This window comes from Sphingomonas sp. BL-S-29 (genome assembly GCF_055521495.1).
Window position 1 is genome coordinate 485,592 of sequence record NZ_CM145482.1, and the last position, 23,049, is coordinate 508,640.

Sequence of the window (23,049 nt, forward strand, 5' to 3'; positions counted from 1 at the left end):
ATGCTATATTATCAACTAGTTACGGTTTAAATTCGCTCGCCGGTCAGGCGTTGGCAGACCATGTCGAGCTGGTCCAGCGTCGAATAGGACAGAGTCAGCGCGCCGCCCTTCGGGCCATGGGCTATACGCACCGCGAGGCCCAGCAGGTCGGCGAGATGATGCTCCAGCGCTGCCAGATCGGCATCGCGCGCCTGATCGCCGCTGCGAATCCGCGCCTCTGCCGGCTTCGCCGCGCGCGCCAGACGCTCGGTGTCGCGCACCGACAATCCCTTGGCGATGACCTGATAGGCAAGCTGCTCGATATCCGGCGCGCCGATCAGCGCGCGGGCATGGCCCATGCTGAGGCTGCCATCGATCACCTTGTCCTGCACGGGTTTGGGCAGATCGAGCAGACGCAGCAGATTGGCGATATGGCTGCGTGACTTGTGGACCAGCTTGCCCAGCGCATCCTGGGTGTGACCATAATCATCGATCAGGCGATGATAGGCCTCGGCTTCCTCGATCGCGTTGAGATCCTGGCGCTGGATATTCTCGACCAGCGCGATCTCGAGCGTCTCGGCGTCGTCGAATTCGCGGACGATGACGGGCACTTCATGAAGCCGCGCGCGCTGCGCCGCACGCCAGCGGCGCTCGCCGGCGACGATCTGATAACCCTTGCCATGCGGCCGCACGACGATCGGCTGGATCATCCCGCGCGCGGCGATCGATTCCGCCAGCTCCTCCAGCGCCGCTTCAGCGAAATGGCGGCGGGGCTGGCCGGGATGAGGCGTCAGCGACCCGACCGGCAAGGTGCGTACGCCGCTCGACAGGGACTCGCCGCCGCGAACCGGTTCCTCGCGTGCGATGTCCCCCATCAGGGCATTGAGGCCGCGGCCTAGGCCGGCCCGGGGCTTGGGCCGCGCAGGCGGCGGCGTCTGATCAGCGGCTTGGTCGGTCATGCGGCTCTGGCTGGTTCCTGTGGTCGGTCGGGCAGACGGGCGATCAACTCGCGGGCGAGCGCGATATATGCTTCCGACCCGGCGCAACGATAATCGTAGATCAGGGCGGGCAACCCGTGACTCGGTGCCTCGGAAAGCCGTACGTTGCGCGGGATTACGGTGTCGAACACGACTCGGCCAAGCACCGCGCGCACATCGGCCGAGACCTGGTCCGTCAGGCGATTGCGGCGATCATACATGGTCAGCGCCACGCCGAGGATGGACAAGCCCGGATTGAAGCGCTCGCGGACGCGCTCGACCGTACTAAGCAATTGGCTCAAACCTTCGAGCGCGAAAAATTCGCACTGCAACGGCACCAGCAGCGAATTGGCGGCGACCATCGCGTTCAGCGTCAACAGACCCAGCGACGGCGGGCAATCGATCAGCACCACGTCCCAACGCTGGTCCGAGCGGGCCAGCGCCCGGTTGAGGCGGTGGGTGCGCTCCTCATAATCGATCAGCTCGATCTCGGCGCCGGAAAGGTCAACCGTCGCCGGAACGATCTCGAGATTAGGCACGCAGGTCGGTACCGCGGCCTCGGCGACCGGCATCTCGCCGAGCAGGATATCGTAGCTGGATTTGTCACGCTCGGCGCGGTTGATGCCGAGGCCGGTCGAGGCATTTCCCTGCGGGTCGAGATCGATGATCAACACGCGGGAACCGGTCGCGGCGAGCGCCGTTCCGAGGTTGATCGCGGTGGTGGTTTTTCCCACCCCGCCCTTTTGATTCGCGAGGGCAATGACGTTCATCGGCGTGACACCCCTTTGGCGAGGACGATGAGAGATTCGGGATCGGTGATGCTATGTTCCACGTGAAACACACCATGCCATGTCTGCTGGGCCACCGCCACCTCTTCGCGCGCGGTTCGTCCTTTTGGGAGAACCCATAGCGTTTTGCGACGACTGCATTGAAGCGCCGATGCGAACAGCACGCTGAGTTGTGCGACGGCGCGCGCGGAGATCACGGCGACCGGTTCGCTGATCGTCTCGACCTTGCCGGCGATGACCGACACGCGATCCGCGATACCCAGCGACTGGGCCGCCGCCTCGAGAAATTCGACCCTGCGCTTACGCGGTTCGACCAGCAAGACGCGGCGCTCGGTCAACGCAGCCACGACCAGCCCGGGAAAGCCCGCGCCGGTACCGATGTCGAGCCAATCCCCCTCCTGCGACGCGGCAAAGCCGATCAACTGCGCCGAATCGACGATGTGACGCGACCAGATCGCGCCAAGCGTGGACGGTGCGATCAAATTCTGCCGCGTGGATTCCGCGACGACCAGCTCCGCGAAGTCCGCCATCCGCCGCTCGCCCGCCACGCCGAAACGATCACGAATCCATTCCCTCGCCTCGTCCTCCGTCATGCCGCGCGGCGCCGGGCGTGGAGGAGAATGGCGGTCAGCGCCGCTGGCGTGATGCCGCGAATACGGCTCGCCGCGCCGAGAGTGGCGGGGCGCACCCGCGTGAGTTTCTCGACCATCTCGGTCGAAAGGCCGGGGATGCCGGCATAGTGCAGATCGTCCTGGAGCGGGATCGAGTCATTGGCGCGGAGCTGCGCCACTTCCTCGTCCTGGCGCCGCAGATAGGGCGCGTAACGCGCATCCTCGGCGATCTCGGCGACCAGCGCGGGATCAAACGCCCCGATCAGGCCCGGCGCGACATGGTCGATCGTCACGCCGGCAAAGCGCAGCCATTCTGCGCCCGAGCGCTTCTGCGTGTCGAGCGGGCCCGCAGCGCCATTGGCCAGCACCGTCGCGGCGGAGAGCGGCGTTTCAAGCACCGCCTCGATCTCGCGACGCTGGGCCGAACGCCCGGCCAGCCGCGCGGACCGGACCGGACCGAGGCATCCGATCGCATCGGCAAGCGGGCCGAGCCGGGTTTCGGCATTGTCGGCGCGCAGTCTCAGCCGGTATTCGGCGCGCGCGGTCAGCATGCGATAGGGTTCGGTAATACCCTGCAGCACCAGATCGTCGATCATCACGCCGAGATAACTGGACGCGCGGTCGAGCACGACGGGGTCGGCGCCGAGCGCTGCGGCGGCAGCGTTGAGGCCCGCGATCAGGCCCTGCCCCGCTGCTTCCTCATAACCGGTGGTGCCGTTGATCTGTCCGCAGCAGAACAGACCCCGCAAGGCGCGCACTTCCAGGGTCGGATCGAGCGCGCGCGGATCGATATGATCATATTCGACCGCATAGCCTGGCGTGATGATCCTTGTAGCCCCGAGCCCCGGGATCGAGGCGATCATCGCGGCCTGCACATCCGCCGGCAACGAGGTGGAGATGCCGTTGGGATAGATGGTGGCGTCGTCCAGTCCTTCGGGCTCCAGAAAAATCTGGTGACCGTCTCGATCGCCGAAACGGTGGATCTTGTCCTCGATCGACGGGCAATAGCGCGGACCCGGACCCGCAATCGCCCCGCCGAACAGCGGCGAACGATCGAGCGACGCGCGGATGATCGCATGCGTCTCCTCGCTGGTGCGGGTGATCGCGCAGAACAGCTGTGGCAAGGTGCGGCCGGACGAGAGCGGCGACATGGTCCAGGGGTCGTCGTCGCTGCGTTGCTCGGCAAGCCGACTCCAGTCGATCGTGCGACCATCGAGCCGGGGCGGCGTGCCGGTCTTCAGCCGCGCCATGGGGAGACGCGCCGCACGAAGCTGCGTCGCCAGCAGCGACGCCGCCGCTTCGCCGATCCGCCCGCCGGTCAGCCGTTCCTCGCCGCAAAAGATGCGACCGCCCAGAAACGTTCCGGTGGCGAGCACCACTGCCCGCGCTCCGAGAACGGTGCCATCGGCCAGGCTGATCCCCGCCACCGCACCGGAGGAATCGAGCGACAGCGCCGCCACTTCGCCACCAAGGATCGTGAGGCCCTGCTGCGCGCCGAGCATGCGCTGGATGGCGGCCGCGTACAGGCGCCGGTCAGCCTGAACACGCGGGCCCTGCACCGCGGCACCCTTGCTGCGATTGAGCATGCGATAATGGATGCCAGCGGCGTCAGCCGCACGGGCGATCAGGCCGCCAAAGGCGTCGACCTCGCGGACCAGATGTCCCTTGCCCAACCCGCCGATCGCCGGATTGCACGACATGGCGCCGATCTTCGTCGGATCGAAACTGATCAACGCCGTGCGCGCGCCACGGCGTGCGGCCGCAGCAGCCGCCTCGGTACCGGCATGGCCACCGCCCACCACGATCACATCGAAATCCATGAGCGTTCCGCTAGGTCCGGCCGGGGCGCCTGTCAAAGCCTGTCGGCGAGTCAGGCGTTAGGTTGTTTCACGTGGAACATCGGTCATGTTCCACGTGAAACATTATTTGCCCAGGCAGAAGCGCGAGAAGAGCGCATCGAGCATAGCCTCGGTGTCACTGCGGCCGACCAACTGGTCGAGTGCCTTCATGGCCAGACGCACATCCTCCGCAAGGACGATCAGGTCGCCCTGCCCGCTCACCGCGCCCAGGCTGGCAGCGCATTGGGCAAGCAGGCCACGTTGGCGGCGGTTGACTGCCAGTGCGTCCTCGCGCGGCAACAACGCCGCTGCGCGATCGCGGAGCACTTGCCACAGATCGCTGATGCCCTCCCCCGTCGCAGCCGACAAAGCGAGGTCAGATCCCCCCGGCGCCGTGGCGCGCCCGGGGATATCGATACGCGCGTGGATCCGGATGGCTTCTCGTACCGGCGCCGGGCCGTCTCCGAGCCACAGGACCAGGTCGGCCGTTTGCATTGCCTCTTCCGCGCGGGCAATGCCGATCCGCTCGATGGGATCAGCCGTCTCGTCCAGCAGGCCCGCCGTATCGGTGAGGACATAAGCGATTCCGTCACGGATGACGGGCGCCTCGATCCGGTCGCGCGTCGTGCCCGAGATCGGTGAGACGATCGCCGCGTCGCGTTCCGCCAGAATATTGAGCAGGGTCGACTTGCCGCTGTTCGGCGGGCCGGCGATCACCACGCGTACCCCGTCCCTGAGCCGCTCCACCGGCGGCGTTGCCAGCAGCACCCGGATTTCGTCGGCAAGCGCCCGTGCCTCATCCGCGAAACTCGCCGGTGCCGCCTGATCGACCTCGTCCTCTTCGGCAAAATCGAGCTGCGCTTCGACCTGGGCGGCCAGCGCCACCAGCCGGTCGGCCCAGCCCTCCGCCCTCCGCCGCAACCCGCCTTCGGCCATCGTCAGCGCCGCCCGACGTTGTCCCTCTGTCTCCGCGGCGAGCAGATCGCCCAGGCCCTCAGCCTCGGTCAGGTCGATCCGGCCATTGGCGAGCGCGCGCCGAGTGAATTCGCCGGGCTCAGCTTGGCGCAGCCCCGGCTGCACCGCCAGCGCCGCCTCCACCGCGCGCACGACTGCCCGGCCGCCATGAAGATGCAATTCGACCAGGTCCTCGCCCGTCGCGCTGTCGGGGCCGGGAAAGACCAGGACCAGCGCCCGGTCGATCGCCTGCCCGTCACCACCGTGCAACGCGCGCAGCCCTGCCCTGCGCGGCGGCGGGAGCGCGCCCGCAAGCGTCGATGCCGCCACAAGGGCATGGTCGCCGCTCACCCGGACGATCGCGATGGCCGCGGGCGGCGCGCCGCTCGAGACGGCAAAGATGGTGTCCATGGCTATTTCGACGAGGTCTCGAACATCTTGCGCCAGAAACTCATCCCGGCCTCGCCCATCGGCGACCAACTCTTCATCATATTCTCGATCATCTCGGGCGGAACGGCACCGTCCATCGCGCCCATCACACCCTGGATATATTTTTCGTGGACCGGCGTGAAATCGGGCAACCCCATGACGCGGCGTGCTTCTTCCGGGGTGCAATCGACTTCGACATTGATCTTCATTGGTCATCTCCGCTTGAGCGGGCGACGGCCGCGCTGCATAAGCTTGAACCCTGTATGCGCGCGACTTGGGCCTGACCGCAACGCCCATCGCCGCCTGCGGATTTCGGGCGCTCCGCCCCTTCAGCCGAGGACAGTCATGACCGCAACGATCACGATCGACACGCTCGACGGCACGGGTGATTTCACCGCCTATTGCGCAGAACCCGCCGGCTCGCCGCGCGCGGCGATCGTCGTGATCCAGGAAATCTTCGGGGTGAACGCCGGCATCCGCCGCAAATGCGACCGGCTGGCCGAGGACGGCTATCTCGCCATCGCGCCCGACCTGTTCTGGCGGCTCGAACCGGACACGCAGCTCGATCCCGATATCCCCGAGGAATTCCAGCAGGCCCTGGCGATGATGGGGCAGTTCGACCAGAATGTCGGCATCCAGGATATCGAAGCGACGATCCGCACCGCGCGCAAGATGCTCGGTGCCGAGGGCAAGGTCGGCGCGGTGGGCTATTGCCTCGGCGGGCGCCTCGCCTTCATGACGGCCGCGCGCACCGATGTGAACGCCAGCGTCTGCTATTACGGCGTCGGCATCGATGGCCTGCTCGGCGAAAAGCACGCGATTGCGCATCCGGTGCTGCTGCACGTGCCGGAGGAGGATCATTTCGTCGACAAGGCAGCGCAGCAGCGCATGCATGACGGCCTCGACGATCATCCCAAGGTGACGATCTTCGATTATCCCGGCGAGGACCATGGCTTCGCGACCGAATTCGGACTGCGTCGGTCGGATGCGTCGGCGACGCTCGCGGACGAGCGGACGGCGGCGTTTTTCGCGGAGAATCTTGGCTGATTTCAGCCCTTTATCTGCATCTAAAACTTTATTGCCGTACCCACCGCAAGGAGCAGCCACGCACGGTGGATGCGGAACAATTCCCGGTTTGGTGGTGACCTCAGACCAGCAGGTGCAGAATACCCACGTCGTTATCCACGATCCCGTGGTAAATCATTGATCCCGATACATAAAGTATCACGGCCAGGCCGATATAGGCGATCCAGTGATAGCGTTCGATCAGCCGCGCGATATAATTCGCGGCGACCGCCATCAGCGTCACCGACAGGATCAGCCCGAACAGCAACACGGTAGGGTGCTCGCGCGCGGCCCCGGCGACGGCAAGGACATTGTCGAGGCTCATCGAGAGATCGGCGATGGCGACCTGGATCGCCGCACGCAGGAAGGTCTTGGTCGGCTTGACGCCTTCGACCGCGGTGGTCGCAGGATCATCGACCGGCACCGCGGCCGGCGCCGGGTGGAGCTCGCGGAACAATTTCCAGGCGACCCAGAGCAGCAATATGCCGCCGCCGAGCAGCAGGCCCACGACATGGAGCAGCTTGGTCGCGATCAGCGCGAAGCCGATCAGGCAGACCATCGCGATGACCACGCCGAAGCCGAGCACCTGCTTGCGCTGCCTCGCCGGCAAGCCGGCCGCGAGCGCGCCCAGCACCATGACGTTGTCGCCCGCCAGCATCAGGTCGATCATGATCACCTGGCCGAGCGTCGCGAGGCCGGCGGCAGTGAACACATCGGCGAAATTGATCACAGACTCTCTCCGAAATAGGTCACGGCCGGCATCGGCTCATAAAAGACATGGAGCAGCGCGCGCCACTGCGCATAACGCGCCGACGCGCGAAATCCCTCACGGTGGCTGGCGATGTCGTCCCACTCCACGAGCAACAGATAGCGATCGGGGCTTTCACAGGCCCTTCGCACCGCGATCGAGCGGAAGCCGGGAGACGCCGCGATGAGCGGGCGAGCCTGGGCCATGGCGGCTTCGAACGCCGCGGACTGGCCGGGTTTGATGGCGAGGAGGGCGTGTTCGAGGATCAAGGACGCGCTCCCGACACACAAGCGGCGCGGGCAAAGCCCGCGCCGTCGACCGGGGCTTTGCCCCGTCGGCCGTGCTTGTGCGAGTCTTGCGGCAGCATGCCGCAAGCCGCACTGCTCACTGATTCATCGAGTCGAAGAAGTCCTCGTTGGTCTTCGAATCCTTCATCTTGTCGAGCAGGAACTCCATCGCGTCGATGGTACCCATCTGCATGAGGATGCGGCGCAGCACCCACATCTTGGAGAGCTTGCTCTTGTCGACCAGCAGTTCCTCCTTGCGGGTGCCGGACTTGCCGACGTCGAGTGCCGGGAAGATACGCTTGTCGGCGACCTTGCGATCGAGCACGATTTCCGAGTTGCCGGTGCCCTTGAACTCTTCGAAGATGACTTCGTCCATGCGGCTGCCGGTGTCGATCAGCGCGGTGGCGATGATCGAGAGCGAGCCGCCCTCCTCGATGTTGCGCGCGGCGCCGAAGAAGCGCTTCGGGCGCTGCAGGGCGTTCGCGTCGACACCGCCGGTCAGCACCTTGCCCGAGCTGGGCACGACCGTGTTGTACGCGCGGCCGAGGCGCGTGATCGAATCGAGCAGGATCACGACGTCCTTCTTGTGCTCGACCAGGCGCTTGGCCTTTTCGATGACCATTTCGGCGACCTGGACGTGGCGCGTCGCGGGCTCGTCGAAGGTGGAGGACACGACCTCGCCCTTCACCGAGCGCTGCATGTCGGTCACTTCCTCGGGCCGCTCGTCGATCAGCAGCACGATCAGGAACACTTCGGGGTGATTGTCGGTGATGGCCCGCGCGATGTTCTGCAGCAGCACCGTCTTGCCGACGCGCGGCGGGGCGACGATCAGGGCGCGCTGGCCCTTGCCCTGCGGGCTGATGATGTCGATCACCCGCGCCGACTTGTCCTTGATCGTCGGATCCTGCGGATCGAGCGTCAGCTTCTCTTCGGGATAGAGCGGGGTGAGGTTATCGAAATTGACGCGGTGGCGAACCGCATCGGGATCGTCGAAATTGACCGAGGTCAGGCGGGTCAGCGCAAAATAACGCTCGCCGTCCTTCGGCCCGCGAATCTCGCCCTCGACGGTGTCGCCGGTGCGCAGGCCGAATTTGCGGACCTGGTTGGGCGACATGTAGATATCGTCCGGGCCGGCGAGATAATTCGCCTCCGGGCTGCGCAGGAAGCCGAAGCCGTCGGGCAGCACCTCGATCGTGCCCAGACCCATGATCTGTTCGCCATTTTCCGCCTGGACCTTGAGGATCGCGAACAGCAGATCCTGCTTGCGCAAGGTCGACGCGCTTTCGACGCCGAGCTCCTCGGCCATCGCGACCAGCTCGGCCGGGCTTTTCTTCTTGAGGTCTTTGAGATGCATGGGGGGCGTCCGGACGTGAGATGGTGCTGGGGTTAGCGTCTGTCGGCGAAAGGGAAAACGCGACGATGCTGGAGGAGGGTGCCGCGGCCCGGAACGCATGGCTCCGCGCGCTTCGACAGCCTCGGACCTAGGTGCCGGTCTTGCTCAAGTCAAGTCGCGAACCCCGATTCAGAAGGGTCGGACGATCACCAGGATGACGATCAGCGCGGTCAGGATCGCCGGCACCTCGTTGATCAGGCGGAGCTGCTTGCCCGTCAGCGTCGGCTTGCCGGCCGCAAGCTTCTTGGCATAGCCGACCGCCCAGCCATGATAGCCACTGAGGATCACCACCAGCAGCAGCTTGGTGTGGAGCCAGCCCAGGCCGCCGACACCGGCGAACAATCCCGCGTTCACGGCCAGCATCAGGCCGAGGATCCACACGAGGATCATCGACGGCGTCAGGATCATGGTGCGGAGCCTGGTTTCCCGCTCGACCCACTTCTGTGCCTCGGCTGACCCCGGCTGTGCCTCCTGGTGATATACGAGGTAGCGCGGCAGCATGAACATGCCGGCCATCCAGAAGATGACGAAGACGACATGCGCCGCCTTGACCCAGAGATAGGCGTTTCCGAGGAAATTCATCGCGCTCTCCGCACATGCGCCAGGAGGCGCTCGACATGGGCGATCGGCGTATCCTGCAGGATGCCGTGCCCCAGATTGAAGATATGCGGCCGATCGGCCAGCGCCTCAAGGATTCGTGTCGCCGCGGCGTCGAGCGCGTCGCCGCCGGCGATCAGGGCAAGCGGATCGAGATTGCCCTGCACCGGCAAACCGTCCGGCAGGCTGGCATGCGCCCAGACCGGATCGACCGTCTCGTCCAGTCCGATCGCGTCGGCGCCCGTCTCCCGTGCATAAGCCGGCAGCTTGCCGCCAGCGCCCTTGGGAAAGCCGATCACCGGCGTACCCGGATGCATTTCATGCAGCGCGGTGACGATCTTCGCGGTCGGCGCGATCACCCAGCGTTCGAACTGTGCCGGGGACAGGCTGCCCGACCAGCTGTCGAACAGCTGCACTGCCTCGACCCCGGCCCGGATCTGGCGGGAGAGATAGGTAATCGTGCTGTCGGCGATCGCATCGATGATCTCGGCAAAGGCCCTGGGGTCGGTATAGGCGAAACGGCGCGTCTCGCCCTGATCGCGGCTGCCATGGCCGGCGACCATATAGGTGGCGACCGTCCAGGGACTTCCCGCAAAGCCTAGAAAGCTGGTTTCGGCCGGTAGCATCGCGGCGACCTTCGCCACCGTGGCATAGACCGGCTCGAGCCGGTCAGGGGCCGCCTGGAGCCCCGCCAGCGCATGATCGACCAGCGGCGGGGCCAGTGCAGGCCCCTCGCCCGCGCCGAAGCTCAGCGCCTGTCCCAGGGCCCAGGGAACCATGAGGATATCGGAGAAGAGGATCGCGCCGTCGAAGCCGAAGCGGCGGATCGGCTGGAGAGTCACTTCCGCCGCGGCGTCGGGATCGGTCGCGAGCGCGAGGAAGCCGCCTTTCTCCGCCCGGAGCGCGCGATATTCGGGAAGATAGCGCCCGGCCTGGCGCATCAGCCAGACGGGCGGAACGTCGTGCCGGACACCCTTGAGGGTCGCGAGCAGGCGCTTTTCGGTCACGGGAGTCGGGATCGCGAGCGTCCTTCTATCTGATAAGAAGAGAATCTAAAAAGGATGTAGCGGTGGTTGGCGCGTGGATGGCGGGGCTTATGCGTTCGTCCCCGAAATGCCAACAGCTTGACGCGGCGGGGGCCGCAGACTCGACCGGAGTCGGCCGGACGATCCCCATTATCCACAGGCTGTGCGCGAAACCATCGGGGTGTGGGCGCGATTGTGGGAAACTCCGGACTTTTCCACCGATGGCGATCGCTTTGCGTGGCGGGAAAGTTGCGCTAGCGATTTTCCGGATGTTCTCCACAGCTCCATCCCCAACTGGTTTTTTCGCTCGCGGTGCGCGGCCATAATGCGGCTGCATCTCCATCTTCTGTCGGATTCCACCGGCGAGACGCTCGAGAATATCGCGAAGGCGGCGCTCGCCCAATATGACGATGTCGAGACGATCCGCCATTTCTGGCCGATGGTCCGCACCGAAGCCCATCTCGAGCGAATCCTGCAGGAGATCGCGCAAAATCCCGGGCTGGTGGTGTTCACTCTGGTCAACAGCGCGACGCGGCGTACGCTGGAGACGCGGTGCCGCGCACTGGGGCTGCCGGCGGTCGCGCCGCTCGATCCGGTGACCGACGCGCTCTCCAGCCTGCTCGGCCAGCAGGCCAAGGCGCGGCCGGGGCGCCAGCATGTGCTCGACGCCGCCTATTTCGCCCGGGTCGACGCGATCCAGTTCACCATGGCGCATGATGACGGGATCAACTGGGAGGATTGGGAGGAAGCCGATATCGTGCTGGCGGGCGTGTCGCGCTCGTCCAAGACGCCGACTTCGATCTATCTCGCCAATCGCGGCTTCAAGACCGCGAATATCCCGATCGTGGTGGAAAGCCCGCCGCCGACGGCGCTGTTCTCGCTCCGGCATCCCTTGGTGGTCGGCCTGACCACCAGCGCCGACCGGCTGATCCAGGTGCGGCGCAATCGCCTGCTCTCGCTCAATCAGGCGCCCGAGACATCCTATGTGGATCAGGAGGCCGTCACGCGTGAGGTCGCCTTTGCGCGGCGGATGTTCGCCGACAATGGCTGGCCGGTGATCGACGTGACGCGCCGGTCGATCGAGGAGACGGCGGCGGCGATCGTGCAACTGGTCAACGAGCGGGATTCGGCATGAGACTGATCCTGGCGTCGAACAGCGCGTCGCGTCGCGCGATGCTGAGCGCGGCCGGCGTGCCGTTCGAGGCGATGTCGGCTAATGTCGACGAGGAGTCGGCCAAGGTCGCGATGCGCGCCGAGGGCGTCGCGCCACGCGACCTGGCGGACCGGCTGGCCGAGCTTAAAGCGCTGCGCGTATCGCACCGCGAGCCCGAGGCGCTGGTGCTGGGCAGCGACTCGGTGGTGGCGCTCGAGGACGGATCGATGCTCGAGAAACCGGGCGACCGCGCCGAGGCGGCCGAGCATCTCCGCCGCCTGTCGGGCAAGCGCCATGAGCTGATCAGCGCCGCGGTGATGGCGATCGATGGCCGGCCGGTCTGGCGCGGGGTCGACCGTGCGAAGATGTTCGTCCGCACCCTCTCCGACAGCTTCATCGAGCGCTATCTCGATGAGGAATGGCCGGAGATTTCGGGCTGCGTCGGCTGCTACCGCATCGAGGGACCAGGCGCGCAATTGTTCAGCCGGATCGAGGGGAGCCAGTTCACCGTACTGGGCCTGCCGCTGCTGCCGGTGCTCGATTATCTACGGGTCAGGGGTATTTTGACGTCATGACGGCACCGTATGCCGAGGTGATCGGCGATCCGATCAAGCACAGCAAATCGCCGTTGATCCACCGTTTCTGGATTGAGGCGCTGGGTCTGGACGCGGATTACCGGGCGCATCATGTGACGCCCGACGCGCTCGCCGCCTATTTCGACGCGCGCCGCGCCGACCCGGCCTGGCGGGGATGCAACATCACCCTGCCGCACAAGGAGGCAGCGCTCGATCTGGTCGAGGATCGCGGCGGCGTGCGCGCGACGATCGGCGCGATCAACCTCGCGATGCGGGCTGAGGACGGCGTGCTGATCGGCACCAATACCGATGCGGGCGGCTTCTACGCGCCGATCGCCGATCTCGACCTGGCCGGCGCGCCGGTGGCGGTGATCGGGGCGGGCGGCGCGGCGCGGGCGATCCTGTTCGCGCTGTCGCGGATCGGTGTCGGCGAGGTGACGATCCTCAACCGCAACGTGCTGAAGGCGGCGGCGCTGCTCTCCACCTTCGGGCTGAAGGGCAAGGCGTTGCCGCTGAGCGCGCCGCTGCCGGCGGCGGCGCTGCTGGTCAATACCAGCTCGCTCGGCATGACCGGCCAGCCGCCGCTCGAGCTGGACCTGTCGCCGCTTCCCGAGGATGCGGTGGTCTATGAGATCATCTATGCGCCGCTCGAAACCGCCTTGCTGAAGGCGGCGCGGGCGCGCGAGCTGGATGTCGTCGATGGCCTCGACATGCTGATCGGCCAGGGCGCACTGGCGTTCGAGCTGCTGTTCGGCGCGGAGCCGCCGCGCGACCGCGACGAGGAACTTCGCGACCTGTTGATGTCATGACGTCATGCTGACCGCCCCCCCTCGCCTGACTACCCCCCTGACTATCCCCCTGACTCTGGGTCTCACCGGATCGATCGGCATGGGCAAGTCGACCGTCGCCGCGATGTTCGAGAATCTCGGCGTGCCGGTCTTCGATTCGGATGCGGCGGTGCACCGGCTCCAGGGCGAAGGCGGGCGGCTCGTCGCGGCGATCGAGGCGATGTTTCCCGATACGACCGGGCCGAAGGGCGTCGACCGCACCCTGCTCGGCGAAGCGGTGCTGGCCGATCCGCGCGCGCTGAAGCGGCTCGAGGCCCTGATCCATCCCGCGGTCGGCGAGGAGCGGGCTGCCTTCCTCGCCGCGCATGCCGATGCGCCGCTGGTCGTGTTCGACGTGCCCTTGCTGTTCGAAACCGGCGGCGAGACGCGAGTCGACAAGGTCGTCGTGGTCTCGGCACCGGGCGATGTCCAGCGCACCCGAGTGCTGGCCCGGCCAGGCATGACCGAGGCCAAGCTGGAGGCGATCCTCGCGCGGCAGATGCCCGATGCGGAGAAGCGCGCGCGGGCCGATTTCGTCATTCCGACCGGGGGTAGCCTCGCGGAGACCCGCGCTGCGGTCGAGTCATTGGTCTCTTGCCTCAGGCCCTCGCAATCCCGATAACATATGTAATGCGCGAGATCGTCTTCGACACCGAAACTACCGGCTTCAGCTTCGCCGACGGCGACCGGATGGTGGAGATCGGCTGTGTCGAGCTGGTCAACCGGGTCGAGACCGGACGCACCTTCCACGCCTATTTCCATCCCGAACGGACCATGCCGGCCGAGGCGCAGCGCGTGCACGGGCTGAGCGATGCCTTTCTGTCAGACAAGCCGTTGTTCGGGCACGGCGTCGACGATCTGCTCGAGTTCCTCGGCGATGCGCCGCTGGTCGCGCACAATGCCAGCTTCGATTTCGGCTTCCTCAATGGCGAGCTCGTCCGCTGCGGGCGCAAGGCAGTCCATCTCGACCGGATGGTCGACACGATCGTGCTGGCGCGCACCCGCCATCCGGGCGCCAAGCACAGCCTCGACGCGCTGTGCGGCCGCTATGGCATCGATCGCAGCCACCGCGTCGTGCACGGCGCATTGCTCGACGCGCAGCTGCTGTCGCAGGTCTATGTCGAGCTGACCGGCGGGCGCCAGATCGGGCTGACCCTGGTCAGCGAGACGATCGAGGTCCAGACCAGTTTTCAGCCGGCCTCGGCGCCGGCGATCGTGCGGCCTGCCCGGCTTTTCGAGGCAAGCGCCGCGGAACTCGCGCGCCACGCGGCGTTTATGGAGAAGATCAAGAATCCGCTTTGGGGGGTCGAGGCGTCCGGTTGACGCAGGTACGGGGCCAGGCTTAGCTGCCTGGTTTCCGTTGAAGGAGAATGCTCATGGATATCCGGATTTCGGGCCATCAGGTCGCTACCGGCGACGCACTGAAAAGCCATGTCGAGACTCGGCTCCAGGGTATCGCCGCGAAATATTTCTCTCGGGCGATTTCGGCCCAGGTCACTTTCGGCAAGGGGCCGCACGACAATGGCTTCACCTGCGACATCGTCGCGCATGTGATGCAGGGCCTGGTGCTGAAGGGCAGCAATGACGGGATGGACGCGCATGGCGCGTTCGACGGCGTGGCCGACAAGATCGAGAAGCAGCTGCGCCGCTATATGCGCCGCCTGAAGGACCGCAATTCGAGCCAGGCCGCCGCCGCCGATGGGGCCGAGGCGGCGGACGACAATGCCGGTTATACCGTGTTCCGCGAAGCCGATGAAGAAGCGGCCGAGGATTTTCCGCTGATCGTGGCGGAGACACGGGTCGACGTGCCTGACGCAACGGTTTCGGATGCCGTCATGATGCTCGATCTGCGCAACACCACTGCCCTGTTGTTCCGCAACGCCGGCTCGGGCGCGTACAACATGGTCTATCGTCGCGGTGACGGGACGATAGGCTGGGTCGAGCCGCACCGCGCGGCCTGACGGCCGAGCTATCGCACGGCGCCAAATGGCGCTATGGGCGCCCCCCGGGTGGGGGTGCCCAAGGATGACGATGACCGACCTGAGCGATCTGTTGCTGCCGGAAACCGTGCTCGAACGGCTTGCGGTGACCAACAAGAAAACCCTGTTCCAGCAGCTCGGCATGGCTGCGGCGGCGGCCTATGGGCTCGATGCCGTCGCGGTCGCCGATGGCCTGGTCAAGCGCGAGAAGCTGGGGTCGACCGGCTTTGGTAGCGGCGTCGCGACGCCGCATGCGCGCCTTGCCGGTCTCAATCACGTCGTCGGCGTGTTCGCGCGCCTGGCCCAGCCGATCGATTTCCAGGCGGTCGACGATCTACCGGTCGACATCGTGTTCATGCTGTTGTCGCCGGTCGATGCCGGTGCGCTGCACCTGAAGGCGCTTGCCAGGGTGTCGCGCCGGCTGCGCGAGCGCGGATTCGTCGACAAGCTGCGCGGTGCCGGGTCGCGCGACGCGATCTATGCCTTGCTGACCGCCGACGAGGCACGTGACGCCGCCTGAGTCTCCCGCGCAGGGCGAGGAAGCGCATTTCCGCGCGCTCGAATCGCTGTACGCGGCGGCGCCGATCAACCGCCTGTTCGAATCAAGGCTGGAGATTCCGGCCGCGGGCGTCGCGCGGATCCACTTCCTGATCGACGAGCGCTATTATCATGCCGGCGGCGCGGCGCACGGCACGAGCTATTTCAAGATGCTCGACGACGCGGCCTTCTATGCCGCCAACAGCCTGGTCACCGACCGTTTCCTGCTGACCACCGCGTTCAACCTGCTCTTCACCAAGCCGCTCAAGGCTGGCCCCGTTGTCGCCGAGGGGCGCTGGGTCAGCGGGCAGCGGCGCGTGTTCGTCGCCGAGGCGCGGCTGATCGACAGCGACGGCGAGGAAGCGGCGAGAGGCACCGGCACCTTCATGCGCAGCCGGATCGCGCTGGCGGGCCTGCCCGGATATCGGACGGCACCGTGAGCGCCCGGCGATGAGCGCCCGGCGATGAGCGAACGCCTGCCGAGCGGGCTGCTGGTTGGCGCCATGCTCCGGCGGGTGAACGATGCCGGCGGGATCGGCACGGTGCTCGCCAGGGGCGATGCCAAGGCGGGGGCGATCCTCATCATCACGTTGGAAAAGGGAGTCAATTCCGGCGCGTTCGAGCGCGGAATCGGGCCGGACGGGGCCGTTCAGCTGCTTCGCGTTGGGCCGCAAACCATTGAAGGTCCATCAGAAATAACCGAATATTGGCGGCGGAGACGCAGCCGCGATCCCGATTTATGGGTGATCGAACTGGATATCGCGTCGGCGGAACGATTCGCCGCAGAAACGATGTTGTCGGGTTGACTTGAACGCACCCGGCACCGAAAGCCCGCGCTCAGTCACGCGCGTTGTGCCGTGCCGGGTGCGATCCGGCTAGGTTACGCAGTCGGGGGGACGTCCGGGGCGATCGCATTTTCTTGATCCGATCAGCTTCCGCACACCACCGCATTTTTCGAAGTTTTAATGACGTTTTTCACTCGCGCCGCAGCCATCGCGGCGATGTCCCTGACCATCACCAGCCTGATCGGCGCCAGCACGCCGGGCTTTGCCTTTGAGCTCGACAGGTCCCTTAAACTCCCGACCGTCGTTCCAGTTCCCGTTGCCAGCCCCACACCCGAAGCCGCCGCCATGCCGGCGCCGCTCGCGGAAGCTGCCGACTCCGTCGCCAAGACCGACGCCAATATTCCCACCATTGTCCCTGCCGAGCAGGCCGATGAAGACTATGACAGCCTGGCCGACGCCGTTGCCGCGCAGGATACCGATGCGCGCGACCGTGACCTGACCTGCATGGCGGGCGCCATCTATTTCGAAGCCAAGGGTGAGCCGCTGTCGGGCCAGCTCGCGGTCGGCGAGGTCATCCTCAACCGCACCAAGTCGGGCCGCTTCCCCAAGTCGATCTGCTCGGTCGTGACTCAGCCGGGCCAGTTCTCGTTCGTTCGCGGCGGCCGCGTGCCGGTCATTGCCAACAATGCCGCCTATCGCACCGCCGTGGCCGTCGCCCGCGTCGCGATGGCCGATGCCTGGGACAGCCCGGCGCCGAACGCGATGTACTTCCACGCCCGCCGGGTTTCGCCGGGCTGGCGCATGACCAAGATCGCCGCGATCGGCAATCACGTCTTCTATCGTTGAGGCGATAATACTCCCTTCAACGATGCGCGGATTTGACCCGCGTTCGTGAAATGTTCTAGATCGGGGGTATGCTGCAGCGTCCCCCCGAATCATGTGTAGACGCCCCCGGATCGCCGCTCTGCGCGGCGGATGTGGCGCGGGGCACGGTGCGCATGCTGCTCCGCCACGATCTGGTCGCCATGGCCGAGGTGCCGCTCGATGGCGGTCGGCGCGCCGACCTGATGGCGCTCGATTCGCGCGGCACTATCATCATCGTCGAGATCAAGGTGTCGCGCGCCGATCTGCTCGGCGACGGCAAATGGATGGATTATCTTGCCTGTTGCGATCGCTTCTACTGGGCGATCCCGGCTGGCTTCGATGCGTCGCCGCTGGACGGCGAGGCTTTCCTGCCGGCGCGTACCGGGGTGATCGTCGCCGATCGCTACGACGCGGCGATCATCCGCGAAGCGCATACCGATCCGCTGTCCAGCGCGACCCGCAAGCGAAACACGCTCGCCTTCGCGCGGCGCGCCGGCCGACGACTGACCGGATTGATCGACCCCGAGGCCGGGGCGCTGCTTTGAGGATATTCTAGAGGCTGGGGCCCGATACGGCGCGGCGGGCCTTTTTGGGGTTCTCGGCCATCAGCTTGGCCATCGCCGTGGATCGCGCGTCTTCCGTCGCATAATCGCGCGCCGATTTGCCGGCAATGACGTCGGACTGGTCGGGATCCGCCCCGGCGGCGAGCAAGGTGCGCGCCAGGCCGAGATCGCGCCGCTGGACGGCGCGGATCAGCGGGGTCTCGCCGCTCGAATTGGCGAGATTCACATTGGCCTTCTTGTCGAGCAGCGCCTGGATTAGATCCACCTCGCCAAGGCTCGCGGCCACCAGCAACGGGGTATTGCCCTTGCCGTCGCGGATATTGGGGTCGGCGCCCTGCGCCAGCAGATAGCGAAGATAGGTCGCGTCGCTGCGCTTCACGACGATGTGCAGCGCGCCCTCTCCGGTCGAAATGTCGCGCGTGTTGAGCACCGTCGTACCTGGCACCCGCAGCATCTTCTCGACATCGGAACCCTTGGCGTCCTTCACCGCCTGGAGGAATTTATAGCCTTCGGACTGGTTCTGCGCCTGAGCGGGAATGGCGGTGCCGAGCAACGCGGCGGTAAACGCGATGCCGAATGTACGAGCGATCATCTGGTGGACGGGCCCCTGTAATGCCGGAGGCGCCTTGCGATGGCGCCTTCGGGTCCAACTTGCGCGGAGGCCCTTAACAGATCATGGCTGGCCACGCCATGAACGAGATAGCCCGCGTGCCCGCAATCATCCTCCGCCGAACCCTCGTCGCCCTGCTGCTGATCGCGCCCCTCGCCGCCTGTTCGGGTTCCGGCGCGCCGGCCAGGCCGCCGCTCGACGGCGCGCGCATTGGGGGCCCCTTCACCCTGACCAATCAGGACGGCAAGCAGGTCACCGACCGCGATTTCGCGGGCAAATACCGTATCGTCTATTTCGGCTACACTTTCTGCCCGGACGTCTGCCCGGTCGACGCGCGCAATATCGGCCTCGGCCTGAGCGCGGTCGAGAAGAGCGATCCGGCGCTGGGCGCGAAGATCGTGCCGCTGTTCATCACGATCGATCCGGCGCGGGATACGCCCGAGGTGCTCAAGAGCTTCGTCGCTAATTTTCACCCGCGCATGGTCGGGCTGACCGGCAGCGCGACCGCGATCGACGCGACGGCGAAGGAATATGCGGTCTATTACAAGAAGGGCGAGTTGAGTCCGGGCGGCGGCTATATGGTGGATCACAGCCGGGTCGCCTATCTCATGGACCCCGAGGGCAAGCCGATGGCATTGCTGCCGCAGGATCAGTCGCCCGAGGCGATTGCGACCGAGATCAAACGCTGGGTGAAATGAGCGACCGCTTCTGGGAAACGACTCCGATCGACGCGCTGGACCGCGGCCAGTGGGAGGCGCTGTGCGACGGCTGCGGCAAATGCTGCGTCCACAAGCTGGAGGATGAGGAAACCGGCGAGCTGATGGCGACCAACGTTTCCTGCCGCCTGCTCGACCGCAAGACGGCGCAATGCTCGGATTACCGGCATCGCCACGCCTATGTCAGCGAGTGCGTGCGCCTGACGCGCGACAATGTCCGCGAGATCGACTGGCTGCCTTCGACCTGCGCCTATCGTCTGCGGGCGGCGGGCGAAACGCTGCCCCGCTGGCATTATCTGGTCTGCGGGGATCGCGACGCCGTTCACCGGGCCGGTGAGTCCGTGAAGGGCTGGACCGTCTCGGAAGACGATGTCGGCGATCTGGAGCATCATCTGATCGACCGCCAATTGTGAGCGCGCCGGTCGAGGTCGTCCGCAACGCCCGGGCTCGCCGCGCGAAGCTGTCGGTCGATCCGGCCAGCGGCCGGGTGCGGCTTACCTTGCCGACTCGCGCGCCGGTCAAGCCGGCGCTGCTCTGGGCCGAAGGGCAGAAGGCCTGGATCGATGCCCAGCGTGCGCGCCTCCCGAGTCCGAGGCCGCTCGCGCCGGGCGGCGTGGTGCCGTTCGGCGATAGCTGGTTGACGATCGACTGGAGCGAGGGCGGGCCCCGGCGAATCGAGCGCGACGGCGATATCCTGCGGTGCGGTGGCTCTCGCGAGGGTCTGTCGCGCCGGATCGAGACCTGGCTCAAGCGTGAGGCGCTGCGTATCCTGAGCGCCGAGACCGCCGAATTCGCGGCGCGCGCCGGCGTCGGCGTCACCAGGGTCGCGATCGGCGATCCGCGCGGACGCTGGGGAAGCTGCACGTCAAGCGGGGCGATCCGGTACAGCTGGCGGTTGATCCTGGCGCCGGACTTCGTACGGCGGGCGACCGTCGCGCATGAGGTCGCGCACCGGGTGCACATGAATCACGGACCGGATTTCCACGCGCTGGTCGCACGGCTGGACGAAAGCGATCCGGCACGGTCCCGGGCATGGCTGCGCGCCAACGGCGCCGCGCTTCACTGGATCGGGCGCGAATCCTGAGGCCGCTCGGCCGGCCGGTCTGACGGCGGTATCGCAGGGGCGCGTTCGCGTTGTGGTGCGGGCCGCCCGGGCGGCGGGGTGCGGCCAAGCGCACGATCCATCCATTCCTGGTCGAGCCGCTCGGGTCGTTCCTCCGGCCGGGCGGTACGTGCGGCGCGTTCCTGTTGATCCGGCGGCAACGGGTTGCCGTCGGGGTCGACCAGGGGCGGCCCCGGATCGGACGGCGCGGTCGTGCCGGGTTCGACCGGATTGCCGTCCTCATCGACGAACAGGCCGTTATCGGGTTCGCCGAAATAGGATTCCTGATCCGGTTCGAGCTGCCATTCGGGCAGAGTAACCTGCGTGTCGAACGCTTCGACCGGGCGATTGGCAACGGCGGGTTTCATGAAGGCGGCAAAGGCGCGCGCTGGCGCGGTGCCGCCCTGCAGGCCGGGGACCGCCTTCGCATCGTCGCGACCCATCCAGACGCCGGTGGTGAGGCCGCTGGAAAAGCCCAGGAACCAGCCATCCTTGTTCGACGTGGTCGTGCCGGTCTTGCCGGCAACCGGACGGCCGATCTGCGCTGCCTTGCCGGTGCCGGTATTGACCGCGGTCTGCAGCAGGTCGGTCATCTGCGCCGCGACATAGGGCGCGACCAGCACATGGCTGCGGTCGACCTGCTGGGCATAGATCGTCTCGCCATTCGCGGTCACCTTGGTGATGCCATAGGGCGTCACGGCGACTCCCTTGTTGGCGACGCTGGCAAAGGCGCGGGTCATGTCGAGCAGCCGCACGTCCGAGGTGCCGAGCACCATCGCTGGATGCGTGTCGACCTTGGTCGTGATGCCGAAGCGCCGGGCCATGTCGGCGACGGTGCTGAAACCGACTTCCTGGCCGAGCTTGGCGGCGATGGTGTTGACTGAATAGGCGAAAGCGGTGCGGATCGTCATCTCGCCGCGATTGGCGCCCGAGCTGTTGCGTGGGCTCCACCCGTTGATCGAGATCGGTTCGTCGACCAGCGTATCCTCGGGCTTGTGCCCTGCCTCGAGCGCCGAGAGATAGACGAACAGCTTGAACGCCGATCCGGGCTGGCGGACCGCCTGAGTCGCGCGGTTGTAGATCGAGGAGACATAATCCTTGCCGCCGACCATCGCGCGCACCGCGCCGTCGCGGTCGATCGCAACCAGCGCGCCCTGGGCGTTGGCCGGCGCGTTGGCGCGGATCGCTGTATCGGCATCGCGCTGCATGTTGAGGTCGAGGGTGGTCCACACCTCGAGCGGCCGGCTCGTCTCGTCGATCAGCAGCTCGAGCTGGGGCAAGGCCCAGTCAGTGAAATAGCGCACGCTGTTCTGTTTGGGCTCGGGCGCCAGCGCGACGCTTTTCGGATCGGCCGACGCGGCTTCGGCGGCGGTGATCTTGCCCGTTTCCTGCATCAGGTCGATCACCACGCCGGCGCGGCCCACCGCGGCCTCGGCATCGGCGGTCGGCGAATAACGCGAGGGCGCCTTGACCAGGCCGGCGATCACCGCGGCTTCGGACAGGGTCAGCTTGTCGGCGCCATGGCCGAAGAATTTCCGCGCGGCGGCATCGATGCCGTATGCGCCACCGCCGAAATAGACCTTGTTGAGATAGAGTTCGAGGATCTGGTCCTTGGTGAACTTGCGCTCTATCGCCAGCGCGAGCAGCGCTTCGCGCGATTTGCGGCCGACATCATATTTGTTCGACAGGAAGATGGTGCGCGCGACCTGCTGGGTAATGGTCGACGCCCCCTGGAAACGCCGGTCGGTGCCGCGATTGACGAAGGCGAGCTTCACCGCGCGCATGACGCCGATCGGGTCGATGCCGAGATGCGAGCGGAACCGGCGATCCTCCACCGCGACCATCGCATCGCGCATGACCGGCGGAATCCGGTCATAGGGCAGCCATTCGCCATAGCTCGGCCCCATCGACACGATCACCGTGCCGTCGGCGGCATGGACGCGGATCATCTGGCCGTTGGGCGAGGACTTCAACTCCTCGAAGCTCGGCAGCTGCCCGCGCTGGACATAGACCGCGACGACCAGGGCGATCAGCCCCAGCAGGATGAGCACGCCCGAGATGCGCAGCGCCAGCATCAGCCGGCGACGCCAGATCGGGGACGGGGATGGTCGGGAACGGCTGGCCATGGGGCTCCGCGGGGATAGGCTCTATTGAGGAAGCAAACAAGCGACCTGCGCATGAGCATGTGGTGCAGGCGCGATGAAGCGCGGGTGAACTGATTTCGTCAGGCGACCGAGTCGCCACCGTTTTCCGGCGTGCGACCGCGGAAATCGAGGCTGAGCGAGTTCATGCAGTAGCGCAGGCCGGTCGGCGGCGGGCCATCGGGAAAGACATGCCCGAGATGCCCGTCGCAGCGGGCACAACGTGCCTCGGTCCGGATCATGCCGTGGCTGACGTCGCTATGTTCGGTGACGCGTTCGGGTGCGATCGGCCGGGTGAAGCTGGGCCAGCCCGATCCCGACTCATATTTATCGGCGCTGTCGAACAGCGGCGTGGCACAACCGGCGCAGCGATAAATGCCGTCGGCCTTGTTGTTGGTGTAGCGGCCGGAAAAGGCGGGTTCGGTGCCGGCCTCGCGCAGGACATGATATTGTTCGGGGCTGAGCCGCTTGCGCCACTCGCCCTCGGAAAGAGTGAACTGATCCAT

29 protein-coding genes are annotated in these 23,049 nt (G+C 66.3%); 15 read left to right on the forward strand and 14 right to left on the reverse strand.

What is annotated here, in order from left to right; all coding sequences use genetic code 11:
• Positions 1-26 precede the first annotated feature (26 nt).
• The 6 genes from ACZ1I2_RS02330 to ACZ1I2_RS02355 form a co-directional block, all read right to left on the reverse strand.
• On the reverse strand, positions 27-938 hold the full coding sequence (locus tag ACZ1I2_RS02330; RefSeq protein WP_465171208.1) for a ParB/RepB/Spo0J family partition protein: 912 nt from the start codon (positions 936-938) through the stop codon (positions 27-29).
• Positions 935-1,726, reverse strand: coding sequence for a ParA family protein (locus ACZ1I2_RS02335; protein WP_465171207.1), 792 nt, complete (start codon positions 1,724-1,726; stop codon positions 935-937). Before ACZ1I2_RS02335 ends, ACZ1I2_RS02330 begins: the two co-directional genes overlap by 4 nt.
• Entirely contained in the window at positions 1,723-2,337 is a 615-nt protein-coding gene (gene rsmG, locus ACZ1I2_RS02340; RefSeq protein WP_465175258.1) for a 16S rRNA (guanine(527)-N(7))-methyltransferase RsmG, read from the reverse strand. The genes ACZ1I2_RS02335 and rsmG overlap by 4 nt, the downstream gene beginning before the upstream one ends.
• Positions 2,334-4,175, reverse strand: a complete 1,842-nt coding sequence (gene mnmG / locus ACZ1I2_RS02345) for a tRNA uridine-5-carboxymethylaminomethyl(34) synthesis enzyme MnmG (protein WP_465175257.1) — start codon at positions 4,173-4,175, stop codon at positions 2,334-2,336. Before mnmG ends, rsmG begins: the two co-directional genes overlap by 4 nt.
• 102 nt (positions 4,176-4,277) lie before the next feature.
• Positions 4,278-5,558, reverse strand: coding sequence for a tRNA uridine-5-carboxymethylaminomethyl(34) synthesis GTPase MnmE (mnmE, locus tag ACZ1I2_RS02350; protein WP_465181565.1), 1,281 nt, complete (start codon positions 5,556-5,558; stop codon positions 4,278-4,280).
• Positions 5,559-5,560: 2 nt separating this feature from the next.
• Positions 5,561-5,785: a DUF6489 family protein gene (locus ACZ1I2_RS02355; RefSeq protein WP_465171203.1), complete on the reverse strand. Its 225-nt coding sequence runs from the start codon at positions 5,783-5,785 to the stop codon at positions 5,561-5,563.
• A 136-nt stretch (positions 5,786-5,921) separates the two neighbouring features.
• Between ACZ1I2_RS02355 and ACZ1I2_RS02360 the strand changes: the two genes are divergently transcribed.
• Positions 5,922-6,623 (forward strand): dienelactone hydrolase family protein, encoded by a 702-nt coding sequence (locus tag ACZ1I2_RS02360; RefSeq protein WP_465175255.1) that lies wholly within the window; start codon positions 5,922-5,924, stop codon positions 6,621-6,623.
• A gap of 100 nt (positions 6,624-6,723) precedes the next feature.
• Here the strand turns inward: ACZ1I2_RS02360 and ACZ1I2_RS02365 are convergent, their stop codons facing one another.
• The 5 genes from ACZ1I2_RS02365 to hemE all read right to left on the reverse strand — a co-directional run bounded on the left by ACZ1I2_RS02365 (position 6,724) and on the right by hemE (position 10,607).
• The gene (locus ACZ1I2_RS02365; RefSeq protein ID WP_465171201.1) at positions 6,724-7,371 is read right to left on the reverse strand and encodes a YjbE family putative metal transport protein; all 648 of its coding nucleotides are present in this window, start codon (positions 7,369-7,371) and stop codon (positions 6,724-6,726) included.
• Positions 7,368-7,658: an antibiotic biosynthesis monooxygenase family protein gene (locus ACZ1I2_RS02370; RefSeq protein WP_465171200.1), complete on the reverse strand. Its 291-nt coding sequence runs from the start codon at positions 7,656-7,658 to the stop codon at positions 7,368-7,370. Before ACZ1I2_RS02370 ends, ACZ1I2_RS02365 begins: the two co-directional genes overlap by 4 nt.
• Before the next feature lie 115 nt (positions 7,659-7,773).
• Positions 7,774-9,030: a transcription termination factor Rho gene (rho, locus tag ACZ1I2_RS02375; protein ID WP_372856418.1), complete on the reverse strand. Its 1,257-nt coding sequence runs from the start codon at positions 9,028-9,030 to the stop codon at positions 7,774-7,776.
• 168 nt (positions 9,031-9,198) lie between these two features.
• Complete coding sequence (locus ACZ1I2_RS02380) at positions 9,199-9,651, reverse strand: CopD family protein (RefSeq protein ID WP_465175254.1); 453 nt, start codon at positions 9,649-9,651, stop codon at positions 9,199-9,201.
• Positions 9,648-10,607 (reverse strand): uroporphyrinogen decarboxylase, encoded by a 960-nt coding sequence (gene hemE, locus ACZ1I2_RS02385; RefSeq protein ID WP_465181648.1) that lies wholly within the window; start codon positions 10,605-10,607, stop codon positions 9,648-9,650. Before hemE ends, ACZ1I2_RS02380 begins: the two co-directional genes overlap by 4 nt.
• A gap of 409 nt (positions 10,608-11,016) precedes the next feature.
• Between hemE and ACZ1I2_RS02390 the strand changes: the two genes are divergently transcribed.
• From ACZ1I2_RS02390 to ACZ1I2_RS02440, 11 genes are all read left to right on the forward strand, one after another.
• Positions 11,017-11,826: a pyruvate, water dikinase regulatory protein gene (locus ACZ1I2_RS02390; protein WP_465171197.1), complete on the forward strand. Its 810-nt coding sequence runs from the start codon at positions 11,017-11,019 to the stop codon at positions 11,824-11,826.
• The gene (locus ACZ1I2_RS02395; protein WP_465175252.1) at positions 11,823-12,419 is read left to right on the forward strand and encodes a Maf family protein; all 597 of its coding nucleotides are present in this window, start codon (positions 11,823-11,825) and stop codon (positions 12,417-12,419) included. Before ACZ1I2_RS02390 ends, ACZ1I2_RS02395 begins: the two co-directional genes overlap by 4 nt.
• Entirely contained in the window at positions 12,416-13,228 is an 813-nt protein-coding gene (locus ACZ1I2_RS02400) for a shikimate dehydrogenase family protein (RefSeq protein ID WP_465171195.1), read from the forward strand. The genes ACZ1I2_RS02395 and ACZ1I2_RS02400 overlap by 4 nt, the downstream gene beginning before the upstream one ends.
• A 4-nt stretch (positions 13,229-13,232) precedes the next feature.
• Positions 13,233-13,868: a dephospho-CoA kinase gene (gene coaE, locus ACZ1I2_RS02405; RefSeq protein WP_465175251.1), complete on the forward strand. Its 636-nt coding sequence runs from the start codon at positions 13,233-13,235 to the stop codon at positions 13,866-13,868.
• 8 nt (positions 13,869-13,876) lie between these two features.
• Positions 13,877-14,569, forward strand: coding sequence for a DNA polymerase III subunit epsilon (dnaQ, locus tag ACZ1I2_RS02410; protein ID WP_465171193.1), 693 nt, complete (start codon positions 13,877-13,879; stop codon positions 14,567-14,569).
• A 53-nt stretch (positions 14,570-14,622) separates the two neighbouring features.
• Positions 14,623-15,207 carry a ribosome hibernation-promoting factor, HPF/YfiA family gene (gene hpf / locus ACZ1I2_RS02415; RefSeq protein WP_465171192.1) on the forward strand — a complete coding sequence of 195 codons (585 nt, stop codon included), beginning with the start codon at positions 14,623-14,625 and terminating at the stop codon, positions 15,205-15,207.
• A gap of 70 nt (positions 15,208-15,277) precedes the next feature.
• Complete coding sequence (locus tag ACZ1I2_RS02420) at positions 15,278-15,745, forward strand: PTS sugar transporter subunit IIA (RefSeq protein WP_465177194.1); 468 nt, start codon at positions 15,278-15,280, stop codon at positions 15,743-15,745.
• Positions 15,732-16,202 (forward strand): PaaI family thioesterase, encoded by a 471-nt coding sequence (locus tag ACZ1I2_RS02425; protein WP_465175250.1) that lies wholly within the window; start codon positions 15,732-15,734, stop codon positions 16,200-16,202. The genes ACZ1I2_RS02420 and ACZ1I2_RS02425 overlap by 14 nt, the downstream gene beginning before the upstream one ends.
• Positions 16,203-16,226: 24 nt before the next feature.
• Complete coding sequence (locus ACZ1I2_RS02430; protein ID WP_465175249.1) at positions 16,227-16,568, forward strand: DUF1491 family protein; 342 nt, start codon at positions 16,227-16,229, stop codon at positions 16,566-16,568.
• Positions 16,569-16,727: 159 nt separating this feature from the next.
• Positions 16,728-17,393 carry a cell wall hydrolase gene (locus ACZ1I2_RS02435; RefSeq protein WP_465181566.1) on the forward strand — a complete coding sequence of 222 codons (666 nt, stop codon included), beginning with the start codon at positions 16,728-16,730 and terminating at the stop codon, positions 17,391-17,393.
• A 68-nt stretch (positions 17,394-17,461) separates the two neighbouring features.
• Positions 17,462-17,956 (forward strand): MmcB family DNA repair protein, encoded by a 495-nt coding sequence (locus ACZ1I2_RS02440; RefSeq protein ID WP_465175247.1) that lies wholly within the window; start codon positions 17,462-17,464, stop codon positions 17,954-17,956.
• A 7-nt stretch (positions 17,957-17,963) separates the two neighbouring features.
• On the opposite strand, the gene ACZ1I2_RS02445 is transcribed toward ACZ1I2_RS02440, so the two are convergent.
• Complete coding sequence (locus tag ACZ1I2_RS02445; RefSeq protein WP_465175246.1) at positions 17,964-18,566, reverse strand: ankyrin repeat domain-containing protein; 603 nt, start codon at positions 18,564-18,566, stop codon at positions 17,964-17,966.
• 98 nt (positions 18,567-18,664) lie between these two features.
• Here ACZ1I2_RS02445 and ACZ1I2_RS02450 point away from each other — a divergent pair, with 98 nt between their 5' ends.
• Genes ACZ1I2_RS02450 through ACZ1I2_RS02460 form a run of 3 tightly spaced genes read left to right on the forward strand, consistent with a single transcriptional unit; the run spans position 18,665 to position 20,384 of the window.
• A complete protein-coding gene (locus ACZ1I2_RS02450; RefSeq protein WP_465175245.1) occupies positions 18,665-19,282 on the forward strand; it encodes an SCO family protein in 618 nt (205 codons plus the stop codon).
• The gene (locus tag ACZ1I2_RS02455) at positions 19,279-19,713 is read left to right on the forward strand and encodes a YcgN family cysteine cluster protein (RefSeq protein WP_465171185.1); all 435 of its coding nucleotides are present in this window, start codon (positions 19,279-19,281) and stop codon (positions 19,711-19,713) included. The genes ACZ1I2_RS02450 and ACZ1I2_RS02455 overlap by 4 nt, the downstream gene beginning before the upstream one ends.
• Positions 19,710-20,384 carry a M48 family metallopeptidase gene (locus ACZ1I2_RS02460; RefSeq protein WP_465171184.1) on the forward strand — a complete coding sequence of 225 codons (675 nt, stop codon included), beginning with the start codon at positions 19,710-19,712 and terminating at the stop codon, positions 20,382-20,384. The genes ACZ1I2_RS02455 and ACZ1I2_RS02460 overlap by 4 nt, the downstream gene beginning before the upstream one ends.
• On the opposite strand, the gene ACZ1I2_RS02465 is transcribed toward ACZ1I2_RS02460, so the two are convergent.
• Positions 20,360-22,528 (reverse strand): transglycosylase domain-containing protein, encoded by a 2,169-nt coding sequence (locus tag ACZ1I2_RS02465; protein ID WP_465175244.1) that lies wholly within the window; start codon positions 22,526-22,528, stop codon positions 20,360-20,362. The genes ACZ1I2_RS02460 and ACZ1I2_RS02465 overlap by 25 nt on opposite strands.
• Positions 22,529-22,626: 98 nt before the next feature.
• Positions 22,627-23,049: a peptide-methionine (R)-S-oxide reductase MsrB gene (gene msrB, locus ACZ1I2_RS02470; RefSeq protein ID WP_465171182.1), complete on the reverse strand. Its 423-nt coding sequence runs from the start codon at positions 23,047-23,049 to the stop codon at positions 22,627-22,629.

Coding starts and splice junctions, on each gene's coding strand:
- ACZ1I2_RS02380 (WP_465175254.1), bottom strand. CDS start 9,651: ATGAATTTCCTCGGAAACGCCTATCTCTGGGTCAAGGCGGCGCATGTC.
- hpf (WP_465171192.1), top strand. CDS start 14,623: ATGGATATCCGGATTTCGGGCCATCAGGTCGCTACCGGCGACGCACTG.
- ACZ1I2_RS02335 (WP_465171207.1), bottom strand. CDS start 1,726: ATGAACGTCATTGCCCTCGCGAATCAAAAGGGCGGGGTGGGAAAAACC.
- ACZ1I2_RS02420 (WP_465177194.1), top strand. CDS start 15,278: ATGACCGACCTGAGCGATCTGTTGCTGCCGGAAACCGTGCTCGAACGG.
- ACZ1I2_RS02400 (WP_465171195.1), top strand. CDS start 12,416: ATGACGGCACCGTATGCCGAGGTGATCGGCGATCCGATCAAGCACAGC.
- rho (WP_372856418.1), bottom strand. CDS start 9,030: ATGCATCTCAAAGACCTCAAGAAGAAAAGCCCGGCCGAGCTGGTCGCG.
- ACZ1I2_RS02355 (WP_465171203.1), bottom strand. CDS start 5,785: ATGAAGATCAATGTCGAAGTCGATTGCACCCCGGAAGAAGCACGCCGC.
- mnmG (WP_465175257.1), bottom strand. CDS start 4,175: ATGGATTTCGATGTGATCGTGGTGGGCGGTGGCCATGCCGGTACCGAG.
- ACZ1I2_RS02430 (WP_465175249.1), top strand. CDS start 16,227: ATGAGCGAACGCCTGCCGAGCGGGCTGCTGGTTGGCGCCATGCTCCGG.
- ACZ1I2_RS02360 (WP_465175255.1), top strand. CDS start 5,922: ATGACCGCAACGATCACGATCGACACGCTCGACGGCACGGGTGATTTC.
- ACZ1I2_RS02455 (WP_465171185.1), top strand. CDS start 19,279: ATGAGCGACCGCTTCTGGGAAACGACTCCGATCGACGCGCTGGACCGC.
- dnaQ (WP_465171193.1), top strand. CDS start 13,877: ATGCGCGAGATCGTCTTCGACACCGAAACTACCGGCTTCAGCTTCGCC.
- coaE (WP_465175251.1), top strand. CDS start 13,233: ATGCTGACCGCCCCCCCTCGCCTGACTACCCCCCTGACTATCCCCCTG.
- ACZ1I2_RS02435 (WP_465181566.1), top strand. CDS start 16,728: ATGACGTTTTTCACTCGCGCCGCAGCCATCGCGGCGATGTCCCTGACC.
- ACZ1I2_RS02440 (WP_465175247.1), top strand. CDS start 17,462: ATGCTGCAGCGTCCCCCCGAATCATGTGTAGACGCCCCCGGATCGCCG.
- ACZ1I2_RS02445 (WP_465175246.1), bottom strand. CDS start 18,566: ATGATCGCTCGTACATTCGGCATCGCGTTTACCGCCGCGTTGCTCGGC.
- ACZ1I2_RS02450 (WP_465175245.1), top strand. CDS start 18,665: ATGAACGAGATAGCCCGCGTGCCCGCAATCATCCTCCGCCGAACCCTC.
- ACZ1I2_RS02390 (WP_465171197.1), top strand. CDS start 11,017: ATGCGGCTGCATCTCCATCTTCTGTCGGATTCCACCGGCGAGACGCTC.
- mnmE (WP_465181565.1), bottom strand. CDS start 5,558: ATGGACACCATCTTTGCCGTCTCGAGCGGCGCGCCGCCCGCGGCCATC.
- hemE (WP_465181648.1), bottom strand. CDS start 10,607: ATGCGCCAGGCCGGGCGCTATCTTCCCGAATATCGCGCGCTCCGGGCG.
- rsmG (WP_465175258.1), bottom strand. CDS start 2,337: ATGACGGAGGACGAGGCGAGGGAATGGATTCGTGATCGTTTCGGCGTG.
- ACZ1I2_RS02395 (WP_465175252.1), top strand. CDS start 11,823: ATGAGACTGATCCTGGCGTCGAACAGCGCGTCGCGTCGCGCGATGCTG.
- msrB (WP_465171182.1), bottom strand. CDS start 23,049: ATGGATCAGTTCACTCTTTCCGAGGGCGAGTGGCGCAAGCGGCTCAGC.
- ACZ1I2_RS02465 (WP_465175244.1), bottom strand. CDS start 22,528: ATGGCCAGCCGTTCCCGACCATCCCCGTCCCCGATCTGGCGTCGCCGG.
- ACZ1I2_RS02330 (WP_465171208.1), bottom strand. CDS start 938: ATGACCGACCAAGCCGCTGATCAGACGCCGCCGCCTGCGCGGCCCAAG.